This is a genomic window from Vallitalea pronyensis (assembly GCF_018141445.1).
Classification (GTDB): Bacteria; Bacillota; Clostridia; order Lachnospirales; family Vallitaleaceae; genus Vallitalea; species Vallitalea pronyensis.
In genome coordinates this window covers 1,443,442-1,464,543 of record NZ_CP058649.1, presented here as the reverse complement: position 1 = coordinate 1,464,543, position 21,102 = coordinate 1,443,442, and the positions used below count along the sequence as shown (strand labels likewise).

Sequence of the window (21,102 nt, the reverse complement as noted above, 5' to 3'; positions counted from 1 at the left end):
TGCATGTTACCTTAATTGATGGCTATCCACTTAGGCATTATGCAAACCTCTTAATTTTATTTGTAATAATATGAATCGTATCTTCCATGTTTTCCAGATGAAAAAAGTGTCCTCCCTTCACCTTACATATCGTGCACGTCCCACTGGTGGTCTTCTGCCATTCAAAGAGCTCTGCACTTGTAATCGAACTATCTTGTGTTCCGCTTAATACCGTAATATCACTTTCAATTAATTGAATGTCTGTAGGATTTTGATAGTGATCAATGATGTTAAAATCACTTCTTAATATTGCTAAATACTTATCTAGGAATTCTGTCGTATTCATTATTTTGTCACTGGTACCACCCATTTCCTTAATGCTCTCCAAAAATTCTTGGTCGGTCATTTCTGTACTTTTAAGCCCTTCCTTATGGGTTAATGGGGACCATCTGCCAGAAAAAAACAGATGTACGGGTGGTTTCATGCCTTTCTCTAGCAATCTAAAATACAGGTGATAAACCAACCAACAACCTAAGCTGTGACCGAATAATGCATATTCTTCTTCTGGGTTATCATGAAGGATATCATCCACCAAATCGTCAACCGCTTCATGAAAATCTTTATAGAGTGGCTTATCTGATTTGGAGCCCCTACCTGCCAATTCCAGAGGCACAATTGTGATACCCTTCATCATATGCAATTTCCATTGATAATAATTAAGTGCTGAACTACCAGCATGAGGCACACAGTATAGCAGCATACTCATCCGTCCTTTCCAATGACTTACACATAGTATTCCTTCAGCAGGTAGTAATGGCTTGTTTCGTCCAGCAGTCGTTTAATCCAGCTCTTTTGTTCATTCTCTGGTACCATTTTTGTCTTCATGATATTTTCGAGGTACTGAAGAGCTATTTCCATATCGGTTTTTAGAACCTTACGATTGGTATCTTGAATGTCTTTTTGAATCTTTTTAATGGCATTATAGTTATCCACGACGCCTTTTTGATACGCTTCTGTGGATGGATTAGCATTTTTTGTGGCCACTGCAATACCTAAACACCGGCTCATAAAATCTGGAATATCCTTTTTATAGCTTTCATCCGCTATAAATTTCTCATGAAAGTGCTTTCGATCCATTTTTTTGCCGAAGCAATAAGCTGTCATATCCGGTGCAATATTGCCAACAAGGTTCGTGACCAGATTTTTAGGTCCCATTTCTAAGGCAATGGACACACCGTACTTGTCCATGCACTCTATGATTTTCTTCCACTTAACAGGATGGGTCAAATGCTTGGACATCACCTCTGGAATCAAATCAGGGTCACTAAAAGGTGTGCCGTATAGATTGGTTATGACAGGTATTCTAAAAGGATAGAATTCAAAGCCACATAAATAATCATAAAATGTTTTCTCAATGCTTCCCATTAAGGGACAATGCATGGGTGTACTTGTGATCAGTGGGGTTATTCTCGCTTGATGGTCAAGAAGCTTCTCTTGAATCATCTCAATACCTTCATCCGTTCCACTAAGTAATATTTGATTATGGGAACTCTCACAAGATATATAGACATCCTTATGTAGCTTAGACCCTTCTATTAATCCCTCCACTGCTGAATAATCAATCTCTTCCGCAATGAGCATCGTACCCACATGTTGATGATAAACTTCCTCTAACAGTTCGCCTCTCTTCATGAGTATTTGAATACCATCTGAAAAACCAATAGCACCTGAAACAATGAATGCTGCTATTTCCCCTACGCTATGTCCTGCACAGAATTGTGGCGTCATGCCATACTCATAAAAGTAAGCACGAGCAATGGCTACACAGGTGGTTACAACGGACAATTGCATATTTTTAATCTGACTTAAAGCACCAAGGCTGCTTTTGAAACACAACTGTGCAACATCCACACCAGATATATCACTGGCTTCTTCATAAGTCTGTCGACATACTAAATAATTATTGTAAAACGATTCTCCCATTCCCACATATTGGGTCCCTTGTCCAGGAAAAACCAACGCTATTTTATCCATGTTTCCTCCTTATCTGGTCATCCTCATATACCTCTAGCTCTGACAGTAACTTAACATAGTCTGGCATTTTTTGTATATGACCAAAGTCATTGTGCATTAATATATAGTCATCTTTTTTCTCAAAGATTTTAAAACCTGCTAAGTTGTAGGTGAGCTGCATCATCTTATTCTTGGACGTGGTAATAAACTTCGCATATAATGCCATGTTTGAACGGTACGCCACTTCCATGATGTGATTTAATAAGATGGTTCCAATACCTCTTGACATGACTCTGCATGACATAATAAATAATTCCAATGTCCATCGATCCATCCTTGTATCGATTAGAATAATACCTATTTTCCCATAGGTGCCATACTTATCATCCAATCCAACAATTAATAACTTATGGGTATCGGAATTCTGCATGGCTTTTAATTGCTCATAAGAATAGGTATAGCCCGTTGTATTTAATTGATTGGTGCGCTCTGTTAATTCTATGACCCGATCTAAATCACTATCTCTTGCATACGCAATATGAATATGCATATCTAAAGAAGCTAAGAAATCTTCATGAGGTCCTTGATATGCATCCTCCACTTTTTTGCGCTTATAATCTGCCTGATACATTTCTCGTCTTCTCATGGTATCCTTTGTGATAAAATCTGGATTAAACATATCTTTTTTAAGTAAGTTCACTACTTCACATGCATCAAAGCATGCCACCTCAGGTACAGCACTCTTTACCTCATCCCGTTCAAAATGCTGATCATCAATAAAGGCAATGGTATCGGCTCCAATGTTTAAACAGCGAATAATTTCTTGTACAGCTTGGGACTTACTGCTCCAACTGATCTGCGGATACAAAAAATACTCTTTGATACCGAATGCTTCTAATTTCATCATGGCATCTTCATAATTGTTTTTGCTTGAGATGGACTGAAGAATACCTCGATGGTCAAGCTCCTGCATCACATCCAGGATGTAACTTTTTAAAGTCACTTCTTCGTCCTCCACAAGAACGCCATCCCACAACGTATTGTCAAGGTCCCATATGACACACTTTATTTTTTTCGTTTTTTTGGACATCTAAGGACTCCTTTCTACTAAATATCGATTATCGTTGGCTTATTTTTTTATCAATTGTATCCACTATTTTATGTAAGGTATTAAAATTATCCATGTTCAATTCTGCCACATCAATGGTGACATCAAATTCACTTTCAATAAAGGTGATAAGCTGCATGGCAAATAGTGAATTCACGAAGCCCAGTTCAAAAAAATTATCATCATCCCCTAAGGATTCAACACCTTTTTCACCAAAAAACTTACCTAAAAACGTTTTAATCTTTGTACGAATTACATCCCTATTCATTGTCATTTCTCCTTTTTATTATTTATAGTTATAGAAGCCTTGCCCACTTTTTCTGCCAAGCAGTCCTGCACTTACCATTTTCTTTAATAAGGGACACGGTCTATATTTACTATCACAATAGCTGTCATATAATACTTCAACTGAAAACAAAATTGTATCAAGTCCAATTAAATCAGCTGTCTCCAATGGTCCCATCTTGTGTCCAAAGCATTGTTTAAAAATCTTATCCACGTTCTTAGGTTCTGCTACTCCCTCATGTACCAAATAGATGGCTTCATTAACCGTTAGCATTAAGACACGGTTGGATACAAAACCAGGCAGGTCATTGACCACAACACCTTCATTGTTAATACTCTTTAATAAATCAAGTGTCAGGTTAACAGTTTCTTCAGATGTGTGGTACCCCTTGATGACTTCCACCGTAGACTTGATGTGTGCAGGGTTCATATAATGAGAACCTATTACATTTTCTGGTTTCTCCATAAGGGCACCAACCTGGGTAATGGAAAAACAAGAGGTATTCACCGCATAACGAGTGTCTTCTCCACATATCGCATCTAGTTTTAGATAAACATCTTTCTTAATATCCCAATTTTCAGTTACATTCTCAATGATATATGTACATGCCTCTACATCCTCCAGTCTTGTTGTTAAGGTAATACGCTTTAGTATATCTTCAATTGTATCGTTACATTTCTTACCATACATGCCTTGAAAGCGATAATCTATCATGATTTGCTGCTTGGCTTCTTCCAATACGGATTCTTCTATATCCACTAAAACAATAGAATGACCATACTGGGCATAGGCTAAAGCAACACCTCGCCCCATGACACCTGCTCCAATAATGCCAATGTTCATAGGCTAAACTCCTCCTCTATTTGTTTGTAATACATGTTGTCTTTGAATAGTCTATCTAATTCAGCTTTTGCAAAGGGTGAGAGACTATTAAAATACATCTTTGACTTAATTTCTAATTTCTTACACTCTCTTTTATCTTGCAAGAGCTCTAAATCTCTTATTTTTAGATGAATATAGTAAAAGATCGCTCTCACAGATAGAAGGTGAGGGTTATAGTCCCTAACCAACTGGTCAAATTCGCCTTTGGTATGCCACATACTAAAGCTGATATTTCGTTTTAATGGTGACTTTTTACCATAAGCTTGATGATTTTTCAATGCAATCCGCATCCCATCGACATACATGATGTCAATGTTTTTTCGGAGGGCAAAGTTAAATGCTTGTTCTATATTATTGATAATGGGTTCTCCTTTATCATTTAAGGATGTGTTACATATAATGGGAACGCCTGTCCTATCGTAGAAACTTTCCATCACTTGAACAATTTTCTTCTGACGGCTTGTTCCATCAATGCTTTGAAGCCTTGCTGTCTTGTCCTCATGGACGATAGCTATGACTTCATTATCCTTATCTTCCTTGATCTTTGACGCATGAAGCATATATGGTGACTCATAAGGGTCCTCAAACCATTCATGTATCTTATCCTTCATCACAATGGGTGCAACGGGCCGCCACCACTGCCTTTTCTTAATATGGTTAAGTGCATCTTTGGTTTTCATGGTTCTCGGGTCCCCCAGTAAGCTTCTTGCGCCAAGGGCCCTGGGTCCAATTTCAGCACCATTCTCAATCCATACAATGGGATTTTCTATGATATCCTTAGCTGCTTGTTCAGGATCAAATGAACTTGTGCCTTTTATGAACGCATGAAAACAATCCATATTAAAGGCCTTTAGGTCATTCTTATCTCCCCAATAAGCATCTTGTAACGTGAAATTAAAATCTCCTTTCAACCGATCATAGAACACATACAGACCAATGCCTAAAGCCATACCCGTATCGCTGACACATGGTGGTGCAACAAACCCTTTGAACTGGTATTTATTCATTAGATGGGTATTGCACGGACAGTTCAAAGCAAATCCACCTGAGACGGCAAGATAAACATCCTTGGTATCCATGTTATATTTTTTTATAAATGCATCAATATTGTGATCCATGATGTTCTTAGACATTTGTTCAATGATTTTCATCACCATGCTGATTTTGTTTTCTTCCTCACTAAACCGTTCATCAAAATAATTAAACTTAACCCCTGCATCCTCATGGGTGAGGTTATCAACAAAAGCTGTTAAGTCAAGAATACGCTCATGGACATCCTTGGGTACTTGTATGTTGCTGTGTAGTAAGATATCTTCCATGGGATAATAGGCAACACTCTTACTGGCACTAGCAAGTGCCATCAAGCTGCCTTCCCGCATGGTAAAGTGAGAACTCATAAAATCCCATAAAATAGCAGGCGAACACACAGATTCTAATGCAAACTGTCCTTGCTGATAGTCCGAATAGCACCCTACAAATGGATGACGTGTATGGGCTTCTGTATCCGACACAATATCTGAGCCTCCATCAACAGAAAATGCCAATACTTTTTCATGATGATAGATGTTGGTATCCATCAATAAACAGGAAGCAAGATGACACATTGAATGATAGGAGAACTCTGGATAACGCTTAATGGACATATACCCTTCACCATCACCCAGTTCTGGTGTGCCCCATACTTCTACAATATCTTCCATGCTTAATCCATAAGGCTCTAGTAACCCGTCCATTAAGGCATTAAATTGATGTTTGTCAAAAAATGAGTACTGATGTTTCTTTACACCACTTAGTCGTTCAAGTTCCCAATAATGAATTAACTGGACTTCCTTCTGTTGAACCTGCCATAATGCAATATTTTGGTCATGTCTATGAGCAAATTTATATATATTACCCAGCTGATCAATTTCTACATAAGCTGATAGATAATAGCCATCTAATTGTGTTTTCATCTCTTACCCTTCTCTCTTATCATTCATGGTATAGTCTTCTTCTACTTGGTGAAACTGCAATTCTTTTTCTTTTATATGCTGGAATATGCCATAAATGAACTTCATTTTTTGCTTTCTAATAGGACCTACCTTATTCATAAACATCTTTGTTTCAATGACACTTCTCATGGCATCTTTTTTATTATCAGCATCCATAAGTCGTTCCATGGGCAATCCCCATATGATTCTCGTTACCATTAACTCATCATTCACGTTGTGGGGATTATACTGTTGATATAATTGCATGTATTCATCCGTATTTTTCCATATACTTAAGGTTAATTGTCTGGGTAATGGTTGTGTGCCTGTATAATTTTTATGATTTTTTAATTGGATGCGATAGCCGTTCACATACATCACATGTATATTTTTTCGCAAAGCAAAATTGAAGGCTTCATCGATGCAATTAATAATAGGCTCTCCCTTATCGTTGAGAGACGTATTGCATAGGATGGGTACGTCTGTCATCTTATAAAATTCTTCCATAAGCTGATAGAGTCTTATCTGTCTCGTCTCCTTATCCATTGTCTGTAACCTTGCGGTGCCATCTGCATGGGCAATGGCTATCACTTCATTGGCCTTTTCATCCTTTATTTTTATAGCATGCAGCATGTAAGGTGACTCAAAGTTGTCTTGGAACCAATCACCCACATACTCCTTTAATACAATAGGTGCAACTGGTCGCCACCACTGCCGCTTTTTAATCTTGTTAAGGGTATCTTTTGTGGCCTGTTGTCTTGGATCTCCTAATATACTCCGTCCGCCCAAGGCCCGAGGACCAATTTCCGAATGACCATCAAACCATACAATGGGTTCCTTCATCAAGTCCATAGCCGCTTTTGCTGGTTCATAGACATCCATGCTATGAATAAACTGATCAAATGTGTGCTTTTCCAAAAAGGCTTCTAAGCTGTCTTTCTCACCATAATAGGCCGACTCCAATTTAAAATGAAATGCACCATTTGTCTTGCTATAAAATGCATACAACCCTATACCTAAGGCCATGCCGCTATCACTAACACAAGGTGGTGCTATAAAACCTTTAAAATGGTACTTGTTCATTAAATGGGTATTACACGGGCAATTCAAAGCAAATCCACCCGACATGGCTAAATACGTTTCTTCTGGCTTGATATGATAGGCCTCAATAGCATGCTCTATATTCAATTCCATAATGTCATAGGACATTTTCTGTATAATTTTCATAACCATGCTGATTTTGTTTTCTTTTTCACTAAATCGGGTATCAAAATAATTAAATTTGACACCAGCATCTTCTTGGGTATAGGACTCAATTTCCTTAACAAGTTTTAAGATTTCATCTTCAGCATGATCTGGGCTTTCCAGTGGGCAAGCTTTATTGGAAAGAATATTCTCAACTTCCAAATATGCCTTACTTTCACTTGCCTCAGCAAGAGCCATTAAACTGCCTTCTCGCATATCAAAATATACAGCTAAGTATAACCAAAAGACGCCTGGTGAATAGGCTGGATATAGGGACATATCCTTGCTTCCCTCCATTGAATAAGCACCAACAAATGGATACTTATCAATCTCACCTATCTCATCTTCTTTTTTGTAGGCATCAACGGTACAGTCTGAACCACCATCCACATTGAAACCTAGAATGCTTTCTTTTTTAAACAATTCAGTATCCATAAACATACAAGAGGCTAAATGGGACATGCTATGATAGGAATACTCCGGATACTGATGCTTGGATAAATAACTATCATCTGCTAACAATTGGGGCACACCCCAAATTTCGATAATATCCTCTAATGTCAGCCCGTCTTTTTTTAAAAGATCACCAAGAATCTCTTCGCAATGTTCTTTGTTATACAACGCAAAGGCATTCTGTTTATGCCCTGTTAAGCGTTCTAGCTCCCAATAGCGTATAAGTTTCACATCTAAATCTCTCTTTTCCCATAGAGCAACACAGTTATCATGTCGAACGCCAATAGAAAACACATTACTGGCTTCATCAATTTCTAAATACGCTGATACATAATATCCATTTTTCAATGGGCCTCCACCTTTCTAACTAACGTTTTTTTTACGATTCATGTTGGCATTCGTTATTCTTGTGAGAAGGATCTGCTTATTGAATAATTGATCTTTTTTAAGGAGTTCTTTTATACGCTTTGCAATATCCTTCTGCTTTTCATCATCTAATTGAAACAATTCAATGCTTTTATTCAAATTGGTGAAGATATACACGTAGATTTCTTTTGCAGAAATATGATAGGGGTTATATTGGTCAATCAATGCTTGCTTTTGGGACGGGTCTTGCCATATTTCCATGTTAAGTTTTCTCTCTAGAACATCTTCCTTTTCATACTGTTCGTGGTTCTTAAAGCAAACGCGATAACCATTGAAATAACCCACCTTAATGTGTTTGCGTAATGCAAAATTACATGCTTCTTCCATGCGATTGATGATGGGCTCTCCTTTATCATTTAATGAAGTATTACAGATAATGGGAACACCTGTTTTTCCTTCAAATGCCTTCATCACTTGATATAAGTACTTTTGAGGGCTATCTTCTCCAATGGTTTGCAGCCTTGCTGTACCATCTTCGTGGATGATTGCCGGTACGGCTGCTCTTTTATCTTCTAACACCTCTAGTGCATGTAGCATAAAAGGTGATTCATACCCATTGTGAAACCAATCACCGATTTTTTCTTTCAGAACAATAGGCGCGACAGGCCGCCACCATTGTCTTTGTTTCACTTCGTTCAGCCGATCTTTTGTCCGTTCCCAACGAGGATCACCAATTAAGCTTCTAGCTCCTAAAGCTCTTGGTCCAATCTCAGCACTTCCCTCGAACCACATGACAATATCTTCCTGCATATCCTTGACCACTTGGAACGGATCAAAGGCTTCAACACTTTCTATAAAGTCACTAAAGGCTTTTTCTTCTAAGAATGCTTGGGTATTGTAGCCATCACCATAATAAGCATGACTCAATTTAAACTTAAAATGCCCATGGGTTCTCACATAGAAAGAAGATAATCCAATACCCATGGCCATACCAGAATCACTGACACATGGTGGGGCGATAAATCCTTTAAAATGGTATTTATTCATTAAATATGTATTACAAGGGCAATTCAAAGCGAAACCACCTGACATGGCTAGATAAGTATCCTCTGGTAGAATGCCAAATCGCTCAATAGCATCATCAATACTCTTTTCCATAATCTTATAAGACACTTGTTGAATGATTTTCATCACCATACTGATACGATTTTCTTTGATACTGAAACGTTCATCAAAATAGTTAAATGTCACCCCCACGTCCTCTTGGGTATAGTGGTCAATTTCATCCATCATATCAAAAATCCTCTGACGAATGGTTGTCCCCATGATGTATTCATCAAAAGGAAACAGTTGCTCCATATCATAGTAGGCTTCACTTTCACTAGCGGAGGCCAGTGCCATCAATGAACCTTCTCTTATGTTGTACCGGATTAATGCCCATCCCCATAACACGGCTGGTGACACAACTGGGAATAAATTCAATGCATGATCCTCTGCTTTTGAATAGCACCCAGCAAAATGGTAACGGTCATATTCACTTCTACCTTGTCTATCATAGGCATCTATGTATGAATCTGAACCACCATCTACAGAAAAGGCTAATATTTTTTCATGCCGAAACAGGTCCATGTCCATCAATAGACAGGAAGTCAAATGAGCCATGCCGTGCAATGTATATTCTGGAAACATGTGCTTTGACAGATAACTGTCATCCTCTTGGAGTTCTGGTACGCCCCATATCTCCACAATATCATCTAAGGTAATGGCATAATCCTTTAATAAATCATTGATGATGTTCTTAAACTGGGTTATATCAAAAAAAGATAGCCTTTGTTGTTTTAGACCTGTTAATCTTTCCAATTCCCAATAATGCACCAGAGATACGTCCTGTTCTTCCTTTTTCCATAAAGCAATACACGCATCATGCCTGTGCCCTGCATGATAAAGATTACCCAGTTTAGAAATATTAATATAAGCAGAGATATAAAATCCATCCTTCATAATGTTTAACCCCTTTCACAAATTTTTATATCATTTATAGTGCAAGTTCTTGTAATATATGTTCTCCTTTATCCACTATCACATAATCTGCATATTCGAATATGGGGGCATTTTTGTCAGGATTAACAGCAATGATCAGCCGTGCTCCCTTTATCCCAACCACATGCTGACTTGCTCCTGATACACCAAATGATAGGCAGATATCGGGACTAATGCTGATACCCGATTGACCAATTTGACGATTCTCGTGGATCATTTTTTCCTCAACGGCTGCTTTGGTGCCTACAATGACTGCACCATATTTTTGTGCAACAGTCTGACACAGGTCCATACAGTGTTTCATGCCTCTGCCAACAACAAAAACAATTTTGGCTGACTTAATATCCACCCGCTCTTTCAGATTCAATGCCTTTCGTTCTAACACCTGAACCTTTCGCATGGCTTCTTTTTCTTCATAGGTATAATCAGCTATATTCCAACATATCTCATTGGTTACAAAAGCTGAATCAAAAATATTTTCTTTGATGGTACACATTTGTAATTTATCGTTAATACATGTTATCTCAGCTAACACGGATTCACTCATAGCAGGTCTGATAAATACATACCTGTCCATGTCATGATCATACTGTATATCTGTGCAGCAAGCGGTTAAACCTGCCCGATAACGTACGGATAAGATTGCAGCGGTTTGCTTTCCTGTTATAGATGCCGGAAATAAAATCACATCCGGTTGCTTATCTTTCAACAGGCTTGCTATACATTCTACAAAAAAAGATATACTGTATTCTGATTTTTGTTCACAAAAAATAATGCGATTAGCGCCGTATTGAAACAAGGTTTTGAACTGTTCTTCTCTATTGAGCCCAACACAAACCACGGATACTTCATCCTCTTGACTTTTCTTTAATTTAAGGGCTTTATGTAAGATTTGCAGCACATGCTCCGTTGCATATGCTTCATGTTGATCGCTAATAATCCATAGTTTTTTATTCCCCATATAGACATACTCCATTGTCTTTTCCTAATATGATATTCTTAACCACATGAACCGTATCCTTAATGTCACCATCCAATATGGTTTGCTCTTTTTTTATAATGGCATGATGCTTTTTCACCGATTGAACAATGGTCTTAGACCCCTTTTGTCCACACATGGATGGATCAATCTGCAAATCGTTCATATTCCAAACAACAATTTTATGGTTTTGTGCACGCTTTAATCGCAATAGATTTATTTTTTTATAGATGGTTGTACAATTCCTGTAAGAAATGACTGCAGGTAATCCTACCTGTATCTTTTCAGAACAATCACCATTCACCCGTTCAATGGATATTGTATCTTGATTCAAGTCCGTTATGGACTCTACCTGAGATAAACAAGGTATGTTAAGTTGTTCTGATAAAGCATAGACAACTTGTCCTGTTTCCCCGTCTACTGTTTTTTGCCCACAACATATGAGGTCTACATTACCTATCTTTTCAATGGCTTTTTTTAGAACATAAGAGGTAGCAATGGTATCAGCACCAGCAAAATGCTTATCACTTAACTGAATGACTTCATCAACACCAAGTGCAATGCAACGTCTTAAGGTATCTGTAACAGCCTCTGGTCCCATGCTCATACATATCATTTCTGTACCTTGTTTTTTTGCTTCAATGATGTTTTGCAATGCATACAAATCATATGGGTTCATGACGTAATTTTCCTGATATTCATCTTCTTGATAGACAAGTTCTTTCTTAACCGATTTAATACACATAACGATGCGCATAAGTCTTTTCATCCTTTCGTAATCCTAGAGTCATAATCTTCCTGATCTTATCTACAAAGCTCGACTACGTATCATGTTATAAATGGTATTTTTCTGCATTTCATTGGTACCAGAATAGATGCTACATGCCAATGCATCTCTTAATTCCCGTTCAATGTCGTATTCACAGGTATACCCGTATGCACCAAATATCTGAAGGGCATCTCTACATGTCTTGATGTAGTTTTCACTTATATATAATTTAAAAATAGACGTTTCCATAAAAGCACTTTTACCTTGATCCTTAAGCCATGCTATTTTGTAAAGCATTAACCTAGACAATTCAATGCTTACCTGCATGTCAGCAATTTTATGAGAAATGGCTTGATTATCACCAATGAATCGGCTAAATTGCTTTCGACTATTGGCATGCTCGATACACCTTTCCATGATTCTCTGCATGACACCCACATGAGGTGCAAATTCATAGCACCGCTCCCATTCAAGAGCTGCTGTTAAAATATTCGCTCCCATATTAAATGTGCCTAGAACATTTTCCTTAGGAACCTTACAATTGTCCATCACTATTTCTGATGTAGGACATGCCCCAAGACCCATCTTTTTAATATCTTCACACACTTGAAATCCTTCAAAATCCTTCTCCACAACAAAAGCTGTATAGCGTTTAAAACTATCTTCACTTGTCACAGCAAAAACAATAAAAATATCTGCTATAGGACCGTTGGAGATAAACATTTTTGTACCATTTAAAACATAATAATCGCCTTTATCCTCTGCATGGGTTGCCATGTTCATGGCGTCAGAACCAGCTTCTGCCTCTGTAATGGCAATTGCACCAATTTTTTGTCCTGCAACCATGATGGCTAAATACTTATCTTTCAAATGCTTGTTTCCATAGAGATAGATCAGGTTTTGACTTACCCAAATATGATTGTTGATGACAAAAATAAATCCATTATTATGGCAGGCATATCCTAATCCTTCAAACATTAATGCAGCAGTAAGATAGCTCTCTCCTAACCCTCCGTACTCTTCCGATACTGTCACACCTAATAATCCAAAATCACATATCGCCTGCCACATGTCCTTTGAAAATGTTTCCATACTGTCTTTGTCATTTAAGTGATTTTTTGCAAATGTCATCATTTCCTTTTTTAGCATGATTTGTTCTTCTGAAATCAAAAAATCCATTGTATCCTCCTTTGTCATAAATAATCCTAGGCATATCTGACGTCGATATTTAAGGTTTCTTAAAACACCTATTACCACTGTTAGTAGGATTTTCTCTTTTGATAATTATTCAATTTTAGGTAGCCATTTGATAAATTGGGAGAAGGGGTTCTAGCTGAACCTATCAGAAGCCCATGCCTATGGAATAAAACCTATTTGGTCATAAGTTTTTCCTATTACAAGCAACTTAGCATGGCACTTAGATCCTTCAAGTAAGAAGCAGTAGCCCCATTGATGTTAAAATATAGAAACATGTTGTCACTAGAAGTGTATTTCATTGAATTTATTATATTAATGTAATAATATCATGAATTTATATATTTTTCAATGTTTATCATATTTTTAAATATATTTAGTTTGTTTTTTGATTTTAACCTGTCTATTTCTACAAATTTCTAAATTAAAAGTATATTTTAGGCTATTTTTGATATTTTCACGACCACTGGCCTGCTTTTTTGTAAGTTTATGCCATAAAATAGGAATTTATAGCTATAAATACTGTTCATGACCATGTTGTACCGGACTATCCATTATGCTTATGATGAGAAACAAACCATAACAAATCCTTGGTGCTGACCAATAAAAAAATAGCATGCATATCATAGCTCATGATACACATGCTTTCTTTATTAATAGAGATAGATACCCATTAAAATCAGTATGATAGAAAATAGAATAACGCCCATATTGAGCTGTGCCATCTTTTTCTTATGATTTAATGTATTTTTTGCAAAAGTACGAAACTTATTATAATTAAAGAGGATGACACTAATTTTGATAAGTGTAACGGTGGTTAGGGCTGCAATAATCCAACTGTTCCCTATATCACTATCAAAGACCTTATACCATGTGAAACCAACTAATGCATAGCCAAGTAAACCAATAAACGTTAGGATTTTTGGTTTGTCTTCTGAATAAGCACTGTTCAGTTCCCAAGTTTTCCATTTGTCACCCATAATACCCATTATGATTCTTGAACCTACCCCTATAAGAGCCCATATGAAGCAAATAACTTGAAAATAATTTAATGTCATGGTTTAACCCTCCTTGTCCGATTTAAGATGATTTCACCCTTCATTTTGGTATTATCGTTCCTTACACATGTAGGGTACTTTATAATTACCAAATACACATGACCATTAGTCATATGACTTATAGTCATATTATTGCATAGTTTGTATCCAATGTCAAGTGGATACAAAAAAGAAAGTCATATTTATGATGCTCATTTACCAAAAAAAGCCAACAGATGATGCATCTGTTAGCTTAGATAGTAAGTTTTGTGCTGTATTTAATAAACTTAGAAAAAACAAGGTTAAGAGGCACTATAAAGCTTCTCGATACTTCTTAGGGCTTGTTCCTGTAATGCTTTTAAACATCTTACTAAAATGACTTTGGTCGTGGAAGCCAACGGCTTCGGAAATATCGGCCAGAGACATGTCTTTATCATTTAAGAGTTGCTTGCTATTAGCAATACGTACTTTATTTAAATATTTATTAAAGGTAATACCCATTTCATTTTTAAAAATCCTACTAAAATATGGAGGACTAAAGAAAACGTGTTCCGCTACTTCTTCAAGGGTTAATTTTTGCATGTAATGACGCTTTATATAATCCATGGCTTTGTAAATAGCATCTGTATGTTTTGCTTCACCAAACTTAAAGACACTATTGGTAAAGCGTTTACAAATCTCTGAAAGCCAGCAGCTTAAATCATCCACAGAATGATAGTGATGAATATCGTTAAGGTAGGAATAATTCAAACCAAATATTTCTTCTACTTGAGCACCACCTTCTAGAGCTGCTCTGGATAGGAGTACAACCAGTTCCAAAGCCCGAGATTTGAGTTTATCAAAGTTTGTACGGTAGCTGATGTAAACATGAGCCATGATTTCATTAAGTAATCGGTTAGCCCCCTCTTGATCCCCAATAGATATGAGCGATAACAAGTCTTTTTCTTTATCTAACGGGTAATCTTCACCTTCTGGAACGGTTCCCCCCATGGTTTTTAAATACCCTATATAGTGTACAACCTCTGATCGCTGTGACATGAGTTGTTTAGCCTTGTCAAACTGTTCATGTTGTTCAGGAGACGTAAAGGAATTACTAATAAACAGTAAGTCCGCAAGGTATTTGACCCTTTTCGTTGGTACGTATGGAACCTTAGCCATGGATGATTTAACTGAAGTAAGTTCTAAGGTTTGATCCAGACTTTTACGAATAATGGTTTGATAGAGATAGTCATCAGGAGCCATCATTAATAAAGGTCCACCTACAAATGCACCAATGATGTTTTGATGGTGCATAATGGGCGTGGTGAAATACACCAACCCATAAGGACCAAAAAATATATACGATCCTCCAAACTGAACAGCTTGATAAGCACTATAAGCAAAACTCTCTTCATTGGGTTTTTCATCCAGGCTTAGTTTGCCATATAAAAATTGACATTTGGGGTTCACATGATGGATGGTTTTTCCATCTTCATCAACAAGTCTGCACTCAATATCTGTGCCATAGGCAAAACTTTCAAGAATAAATACCGCTTTCTCATAATCATACACAAGGTTTTTCACACTTGACCACTCCCACCGTCTTTTACGGTTCTACAAACACAATTACTGAGATTATATCATATCTATGACTTTTTCATCTCATCAATTAATGGAAGAGGTTGATACCTCTTCCATTATTAATAGGGTACTTCTGCTATTGATCGACTCGTAAAATGCTCTACATTCATTTCTATTGTTATTATAAGTCGTATTTTTTAGGATCAAATTTACCCGATGTACTTGTTTCAATCATCTCTTGGGTAAATGCGTCATCATCATCTGAAATGGATTCAATATCATTTTGAATCATATCCAACCAGGATAATTCCTTATCATCAACCATAACAGCATCCTGCTTAATGGCCTCTCGTATTTCATTTACGGCTTCGTTTGCTGCAATCTTGCTTCTTTCAAAATGTGTTTTCCCTTGAACAATTTTATCGCTCAAGCGTAATACCACATCTGGCCTTAATACATAAGCTTGCGGATCAAAGCGACTATCGGACTCGACCATCCAATCCCTTAATCTTATGGCATCCTCAAAGCTTGAGTGCTTCGCTGTATTCATCAAACGACAATCATAAGCCAATTGTTCCATGGAAATCGTAGGTGCCATACCACCTAATAGTTTCACATTTTGTACCGACTCATTACTCCATAAATCTGCTACTGCCCCTGCAATGTTGCCTAATGGGCTAAGATGAGCACATGCACTGGATTTACCTTCCATGGAAATAGGGGTTCCTGTGATGGCTTTGATATAAACACCTTCATAACCACAATCTTTATGGGGTCCACGAGCACCTTCCTCGTAAGCAACGAGACTTCTTACTGCTGCTAGGACTCTTATGATAGCTGAGAATACTTTTGGAATGTATCCTTTATCTGCCAATACCATAGCTGTATTAGCAAAACCACAAGCGGTATCACCTGCTGACACACGACCTGTTTTATTCGCTATGGAGGTTATTGAAGACCATAACTTGGACATGTCCATACAGCCTAATACACCAAGTCCAAAGATGGCTTGTTTCATGTTACAAAACATGATAGCCTCATCATGGACATCTTTACCGCCAATGGATTCAATGGATAAAAGATCAGCACCTGCTAAAGCACCTTTTTCAAAAACAGTCATGACTTTATCCCAATATGCACCATGCCACATATGTTCTGATTTTAAATCCTCACGAATATCAACGGGTGTTAAGCGTAAAGCGCTTTTCAACTGATGCTTTTCTTCATAGTGCCACATAATCTCTCTTACAACTTTGGTTATGTCAATTCCCCACTCAGGATTATATGTGGCTTGAGGTAATAGTTCAATCTCTGCAACAAAACCAGGTACAGATAATTCTACTGCCCTCTTACATGCATCTTCTATAATACTCTTATATTGTTCAAGTACCTCTGGCATGGTATCTGCATTAATGCTCATACTGGGTAATGTGAAATTAAGTTCTGGATATATCTGTCCACCGCCAATGGTTAAACCATTTTTAAGTGTGACTGGATGAATGGACTCACCATAGATAAACTGATTCAAATCATAGACCACTTTCGAAAAGCTCTTAGACATAAAACCACTCCTTTTTTTGTTTCTTATCATGGTTTTATTATAGTTGATTCGCCTATTATCTTATAGGATATCCTTATGAACCTTGGTATATTTTTGTGTCCTACTATTGTGTCTACATGTGTTGGTCGTATTTAAAATGCTTATAATCGCAAAAAGGGCTGTGTTTATCAAAGTAAAATTAACGTCAATATCATAGGAAACTATAAGAGGTTAAGCGAAAAGCGCAGCCACGGACGGCGAAGCGCAGACCCTCTAAACACGGACGTTTAGGGGTCTGAAAAGCTTAACCTCTTATAGTTTCCAAAAACTTCTAGCCAACAAAATTGCTTTAATGAGACCACCCTCTTTTTTATCCTATTTACTTATTTCATAATAACATCTTTTTGGTGAAGAGATAATCGCTTCATCTTTTAGCTTCTTAATAATATTACCCACTTCTTTTTTATCTACCCCTGTTGCTTCTGCCACTTCACCTGCTTTAAGTGGTTGTCCCGCTTCTTCAAATGCTTTGATGATTATTTCTCTGTTATCCATTGTTCCTTTCCTCCTTTTTTTTGTCATGTTGAAACAAATTATAAATACGCCTATTCTGTGTCCTTACTTTCTATAACGCCTAGCTAAGCCTTTTAGGAAATGCCTAGCGTACTTATCACCACATACTTTATAATGCTTATGCCCTTCTTTTCTAAACAGTGCACCTAATTCTCCTTTTGTCACATGAATACCAGCTATCTTAAATATGTCAAGCATATCTTCACTGGTTAACGACAAGGCAACCTTGACTTTCTTTAGTAATATGTTGTTCATACCTTCACTATTTTTGATAGGCGGTGTTGGTCGTGTTACTTGTCCTTGTTTGGTATCTTGTTTACCTCTTTTAAAGGTGATAAAACCATTCAAAAATGCATCAAGATCACTAATGGTACATGTAAGATTTTCTTCTTTTTCTTCCACTAAGTCCAAGTCATCTCTTTCATCGTCATAAGCATCCTTAGATTTTATAAGCATTTTTCTCACATGTTCTTTTGTGATGGTTATGCCACCTAACTTAAATATATCTACCATATCTGTATCTTTTATATCTAATGCATACCTTAATCGAATAAGTCTGTCGTTATTATCCATTATGATCCTCCAACATTGTCTATTATACCCATATATTATAGCATATAATGCTTATTTAAACATCTTCCAAACACCATGAAATTTCTTAAGTATATAATATAGCTATTACTTCGTTCATTATACCATAGCTTCTACAGACAAGACATGCTCTAAGCAATATAGGCTTATGCTGTCTTCCCTTTTCTTATAAGAAATAATTGACAGTCTCCCTATTACAAGGTATCATCTATTATGTTGCAGTTATTGATGCGTATATATACAGAGAGAATGACTCATCATAATGACTAAGTTCTCTTAATTTAAACATAAAGGAAGATGAAACATGGCAGATGATAAATTTAGCTTTACCCAAGAGGTGGAAAGAAGAAGAACCTTCGCCATCATCTCTCATCCAGATGCTGGTAAAACCACCTTAACAGAAAAGTTTCTTTTATACGGAGGTGCTATTCGTTCAGCTGGTTCTGTGAAGTCAAGGCGTTCTCAGAAACATGCTGTATCGGATTGGATGGAGATTGAGAAGCAAAGAGGTATTTCCGTTACCTCTAGTGTGATGCAATTTGAATATGATGACTTTTGCATTAATATCCTTGATACACCAGGGCATCAAGATTTTAGTGAAGATACTTACCGCACACTGATGGCAGCCGATAGTGCTGTCATGGTTATTGATTGTTCAAAAGGTGTAGAAGACCAGACCAAGAAGCTCTTTCAAGTATGTAAACTTCGTGGCATTCCCATCTTTACGTTTATTAACAAGATGGACCGTATGGGTAGAGACCCTTTTGACTTATTAGAAGATATTGAAAAAGTCTTGGATATTAAGTCTTGTCCCATGAATTGGCCTATCGGTTCTGGAAAGGACTTTAAAGGTGTCTATAACCGTTACGACAATCAAATTGAGTTGTTTATGGATGGCAATCATGGTCAATCCATTGCAAAGGCAGTGAAAGGCCAGCTGGGTGACGAAAAATTCAACCCGTTAATAGGTCATGATTTACATGAACAATTGTTAGGTGAAATTGAACTCTTGGATATCGCTGGTGATCACTTTGACCAAAAAGAAGTGTTAAAAGGTAACTTAACACCTGTTTTCTTCGGTAGTGCGCTGACCAACTTTGGTGTTGAACCCTTTCTTCAATCCTTCTTAGACATGACACCTCCTCCATTAGCACGCTTAAGTAATCAAGGTAATATTGACCCAAAATCAGAGAACTTCACAGGATTCATCTTCAAGATTCAAGCCAACATGAACCCTGCTCATCGAGACCGTATAGCATTCCTTCGTATATGCTCTGGTCAGTTTGATAAAGGCATGACCGTTAATCATGTTCAAAAAGGCAAAAAGGTCAAATTAGCTCAACCTCAACAATTCGTGGCGCAAGACCGTGTCGTTGTGGATTCCGCTTATCCTGGTGATATCATCGGTATTCATGATCCTGGTATTTTCAATATTGGCGATACCTTATGCAAGGATGCTTCCAAGATAGAATATGCTGGCATCCCACAATTTGCACCTGAACATTTTGCTAGAATCTCTACAGTGAATTCTCTTAAGCGAAAACAATTCTTAAAAGGTGTAACCCAGTTAGCTGAAGAAGGTGCCATTCAAGTATACCGAAGACCTAATATGGGTGTAGAAGAGCTTATTATTGGTGTGGTCGGTGTGCTCCAGTTCGAAGTACTTGAATATCGTCTCAAACATGAGTATGGTGTGGAATTGTCCATGCAGCAGTTACCTTATCGTTACCTGCGTTGGATTGAACAGGATAGCTATGATGTGACAAAATTGGCTTTGCCAATGGACACCGTCTTAGTGGAGAATAAACATCAGCAGCCTGTACTTCTCTTTCAAAATGAATGGTCCATTAAACATATCTTAGATCGTAATGAAGGCATCGTTCTAAAAGAACATTCTTAGAAAAATATTACTTTTTCTATCACATATAAAATAAACCTTACAAAAGCATGTATCCTATATGCTTTTGTAAGGTTGTTTATTTCTGCTGTAACGATATTTTTCTATTATCATTTCGCCTTTTATTCGCTTAATCAATATCTCCCACACATATAGTAAAATTTTTAAGCATCGATATTGACAAAATTAAGAAATAGGTGTAACATATACATATTCCCATATGTGCATATGACAATATAGAAAGGTGACGCTTATGAAACTAACCCCTATATTTAAATTACTATCTGACGAAACAAGACTGCGTGTCATTTTATTAATTAGTCGTGAAGAACTTTGCGTATGCGAGCTATGTGGCATACTTAATGAACCACAACCAAAAATATCAAAAATACTATCCAAATTAAGGGACATGGATTTGGTGTCCGACCAACGGAAGGATAAATTTGTTTTTTATATGATTAAGGATAACAATAAGCTACTCAATCATACCATTCAATTTATATTGAATAATATGGATGCTTATCCAAACATTTTAGAAGATCAATCCAGACTAAAACATAAAGAACAATATATTGACAAATGTGCTCTCGAAGCACTTAGAGACATATCATAAAGAAAGG

The 21,102-nt window shown here is 37.1% G+C and carries 18 protein-coding genes; 2 read left to right on the top strand and 16 right to left on the bottom strand.

What is annotated here, in order from left to right:
* Positions 1-37: 37 nt before the first annotated feature.
* From HZI73_RS06140 to HZI73_RS06065, 16 genes are all read right to left on the bottom strand, one after another.
* Entirely contained in the window at positions 38-745 is a 708-nt protein-coding gene (locus HZI73_RS06140; RefSeq protein ID WP_212697379.1) for a thioesterase II family protein, read from the bottom strand.
* A 17-nt stretch (positions 746-762) separates the two neighbouring features.
* Positions 763-2,013 (bottom strand): ACP S-malonyltransferase, encoded by a 1,251-nt coding sequence (locus HZI73_RS06135; protein ID WP_212697378.1) that lies wholly within the window; start codon positions 2,011-2,013, stop codon positions 763-765.
* Positions 2,006-3,082, bottom strand: a complete 1,077-nt coding sequence (locus HZI73_RS06130; RefSeq protein ID WP_212697377.1) for an HAD-IIIC family phosphatase — start codon at positions 3,080-3,082, stop codon at positions 2,006-2,008. Before HZI73_RS06130 ends, HZI73_RS06135 begins: the two co-directional genes overlap by 8 nt.
* Positions 3,083-3,110: 28 nt before the next feature.
* On the bottom strand, positions 3,111-3,368 hold the full coding sequence (locus HZI73_RS06125) for an acyl carrier protein (protein WP_212697376.1): 258 nt from the start codon (positions 3,366-3,368) through the stop codon (positions 3,111-3,113).
* Positions 3,369-3,386: 18 nt separating this feature from the next.
* A complete protein-coding gene (locus tag HZI73_RS06120; RefSeq protein ID WP_212697375.1) occupies positions 3,387-4,229 on the bottom strand; it encodes a 3-hydroxyacyl-CoA dehydrogenase family protein in 843 nt (280 codons plus the stop codon).
* On the bottom strand, positions 4,226-6,220 hold the full coding sequence (locus HZI73_RS06115; protein ID WP_212697374.1) for a carbamoyltransferase C-terminal domain-containing protein: 1,995 nt from the start codon (positions 6,218-6,220) through the stop codon (positions 4,226-4,228). The genes HZI73_RS06120 and HZI73_RS06115 overlap by 4 nt, the downstream gene beginning before the upstream one ends.
* 3 nt (positions 6,221-6,223) lie before the next feature.
* Entirely contained in the window at positions 6,224-8,284 is a 2,061-nt protein-coding gene (locus HZI73_RS06110; RefSeq protein ID WP_212697373.1) for a carbamoyltransferase C-terminal domain-containing protein, read from the bottom strand.
* 15 nt (positions 8,285-8,299) lie between these two features.
* Positions 8,300-10,303, bottom strand: coding sequence for a carbamoyltransferase C-terminal domain-containing protein (locus HZI73_RS06105; protein ID WP_212697372.1), 2,004 nt, complete (start codon positions 10,301-10,303; stop codon positions 8,300-8,302).
* Positions 10,304-10,337: 34 nt separating this feature from the next.
* Entirely contained in the window at positions 10,338-11,303 is a 966-nt protein-coding gene (locus HZI73_RS06100; RefSeq protein ID WP_212697371.1) for an electron transfer flavoprotein subunit alpha/FixB family protein, read from the bottom strand.
* Positions 11,293-12,090 (bottom strand): electron transfer flavoprotein subunit beta/FixA family protein, encoded by a 798-nt coding sequence (locus HZI73_RS06095; RefSeq protein WP_212697370.1) that lies wholly within the window; start codon positions 12,088-12,090, stop codon positions 11,293-11,295. The genes HZI73_RS06100 and HZI73_RS06095 overlap by 11 nt, the downstream gene beginning before the upstream one ends.
* 39 nt (positions 12,091-12,129) lie before the next feature.
* Positions 12,130-13,269 (bottom strand): acyl-CoA dehydrogenase family protein, encoded by a 1,140-nt coding sequence (locus tag HZI73_RS06090; RefSeq protein WP_212697369.1) that lies wholly within the window; start codon positions 13,267-13,269, stop codon positions 12,130-12,132.
* 668 nt (positions 13,270-13,937) lie between these two features.
* Positions 13,938-14,342, bottom strand: coding sequence for a hypothetical protein (locus HZI73_RS06085; RefSeq protein ID WP_212697368.1), 405 nt, complete (start codon positions 14,340-14,342; stop codon positions 13,938-13,940).
* 291 nt (positions 14,343-14,633) lie between these two features.
* Entirely contained in the window at positions 14,634-15,884 is a 1,251-nt protein-coding gene (locus HZI73_RS06080; RefSeq protein ID WP_212697367.1) for an AraC family transcriptional regulator, read from the bottom strand.
* 178 nt (positions 15,885-16,062) lie between these two features.
* Positions 16,063-17,442 carry a methyltransferase MtaB domain-containing protein gene (locus HZI73_RS06075; RefSeq protein ID WP_212697366.1) on the bottom strand — a complete coding sequence of 460 codons (1,380 nt, stop codon included), beginning with the start codon at positions 17,440-17,442 and terminating at the stop codon, positions 16,063-16,065.
* 354 nt (positions 17,443-17,796) lie between these two features.
* The gene (locus tag HZI73_RS06070) at positions 17,797-17,976 is read right to left on the bottom strand and encodes a helix-turn-helix domain-containing protein (protein ID WP_212697365.1); all 180 of its coding nucleotides are present in this window, start codon (positions 17,974-17,976) and stop codon (positions 17,797-17,799) included.
* A gap of 63 nt (positions 17,977-18,039) precedes the next feature.
* Entirely contained in the window at positions 18,040-18,567 is a 528-nt protein-coding gene (locus tag HZI73_RS06065) for a YehS family protein (protein WP_212697364.1), read from the bottom strand.
* Between the two features lie 322 nt (positions 18,568-18,889).
* Here HZI73_RS06065 and HZI73_RS06060 point away from each other — a divergent pair, with 322 nt between their 5' ends.
* On the top strand, positions 18,890-20,485 hold the full coding sequence (locus tag HZI73_RS06060; protein WP_212697363.1) for a peptide chain release factor 3: 1,596 nt from the start codon (positions 18,890-18,892) through the stop codon (positions 20,483-20,485).
* A 250-nt stretch (positions 20,486-20,735) separates the two neighbouring features.
* Positions 20,736-21,095: an ArsR/SmtB family transcription factor gene (locus HZI73_RS06055; protein WP_212697362.1), complete on the top strand. Its 360-nt coding sequence runs from the start codon at positions 20,736-20,738 to the stop codon at positions 21,093-21,095.
* Positions 21,096-21,102: the final 7 nt, after the last annotated feature.

What these genes read in the sequence shown, in the direction of transcription:
- HZI73_RS06075 (WP_212697366.1), bottom strand. Translation starts at nt 17,442, where the DNA reads ATGTCTAAGAGCTTTTCGAAAGTGGTCTATGATTTGAATCAGTTTATC.
- HZI73_RS06090 (WP_212697369.1), bottom strand. Translation starts at nt 13,269, where the DNA reads ATGGATTTTTTGATTTCAGAAGAACAAATCATGCTAAAAAAGGAAATG.
- HZI73_RS06055 (WP_212697362.1), top strand. Translation starts at nt 20,736, where the DNA reads ATGAAACTAACCCCTATATTTAAATTACTATCTGACGAAACAAGACTG.
- HZI73_RS06115 (WP_212697374.1), bottom strand. Translation starts at nt 6,220, where the DNA reads ATGAAAACACAATTAGATGGCTATTATCTATCAGCTTATGTAGAAATT.
- HZI73_RS06065 (WP_212697364.1), bottom strand. Translation starts at nt 18,567, where the DNA reads ATGGATAATAACGACAGACTTATTCGATTAAGGTATGCATTAGATATA.
- HZI73_RS06100 (WP_212697371.1), bottom strand. Translation starts at nt 11,303, where the DNA reads ATGGGGAATAAAAAACTATGGATTATTAGCGATCAACATGAAGCATAT.
- HZI73_RS06125 (WP_212697376.1), bottom strand. Translation starts at nt 3,368, where the DNA reads ATGAATAGGGATGTAATTCGTACAAAGATTAAAACGTTTTTAGGTAAG.
- HZI73_RS06060 (WP_212697363.1), top strand. Translation starts at nt 18,890, where the DNA reads ATGGCAGATGATAAATTTAGCTTTACCCAAGAGGTGGAAAGAAGAAGA.
- HZI73_RS06120 (WP_212697375.1), bottom strand. Translation starts at nt 4,229, where the DNA reads ATGAACATTGGCATTATTGGAGCAGGTGTCATGGGGCGAGGTGTTGCT.
- HZI73_RS06140 (WP_212697379.1), bottom strand. Translation starts at nt 745, where the DNA reads ATGAGTATGCTGCTATACTGTGTGCCTCATGCTGGTAGTTCAGCACTT.
- HZI73_RS06070 (WP_212697365.1), bottom strand. Translation starts at nt 17,976, where the DNA reads ATGGATAACAGAGAAATAATCATCAAAGCATTTGAAGAAGCGGGACAA.
- HZI73_RS06135 (WP_212697378.1), bottom strand. Translation starts at nt 2,013, where the DNA reads ATGGATAAAATAGCGTTGGTTTTTCCTGGACAAGGGACCCAATATGTG.
- HZI73_RS06085 (WP_212697368.1), bottom strand. Translation starts at nt 14,342, where the DNA reads ATGACATTAAATTATTTTCAAGTTATTTGCTTCATATGGGCTCTTATA.
- HZI73_RS06130 (WP_212697377.1), bottom strand. Translation starts at nt 3,082, where the DNA reads ATGTCCAAAAAAACGAAAAAAATAAAGTGTGTCATATGGGACCTTGAC.
- HZI73_RS06105 (WP_212697372.1), bottom strand. Translation starts at nt 10,303, where the DNA reads ATGAAGGATGGATTTTATATCTCTGCTTATATTAATATTTCTAAACTG.
- HZI73_RS06095 (WP_212697370.1), bottom strand. Translation starts at nt 12,090, where the DNA reads ATGAAAAGACTTATGCGCATCGTTATGTGTATTAAATCGGTTAAGAAA.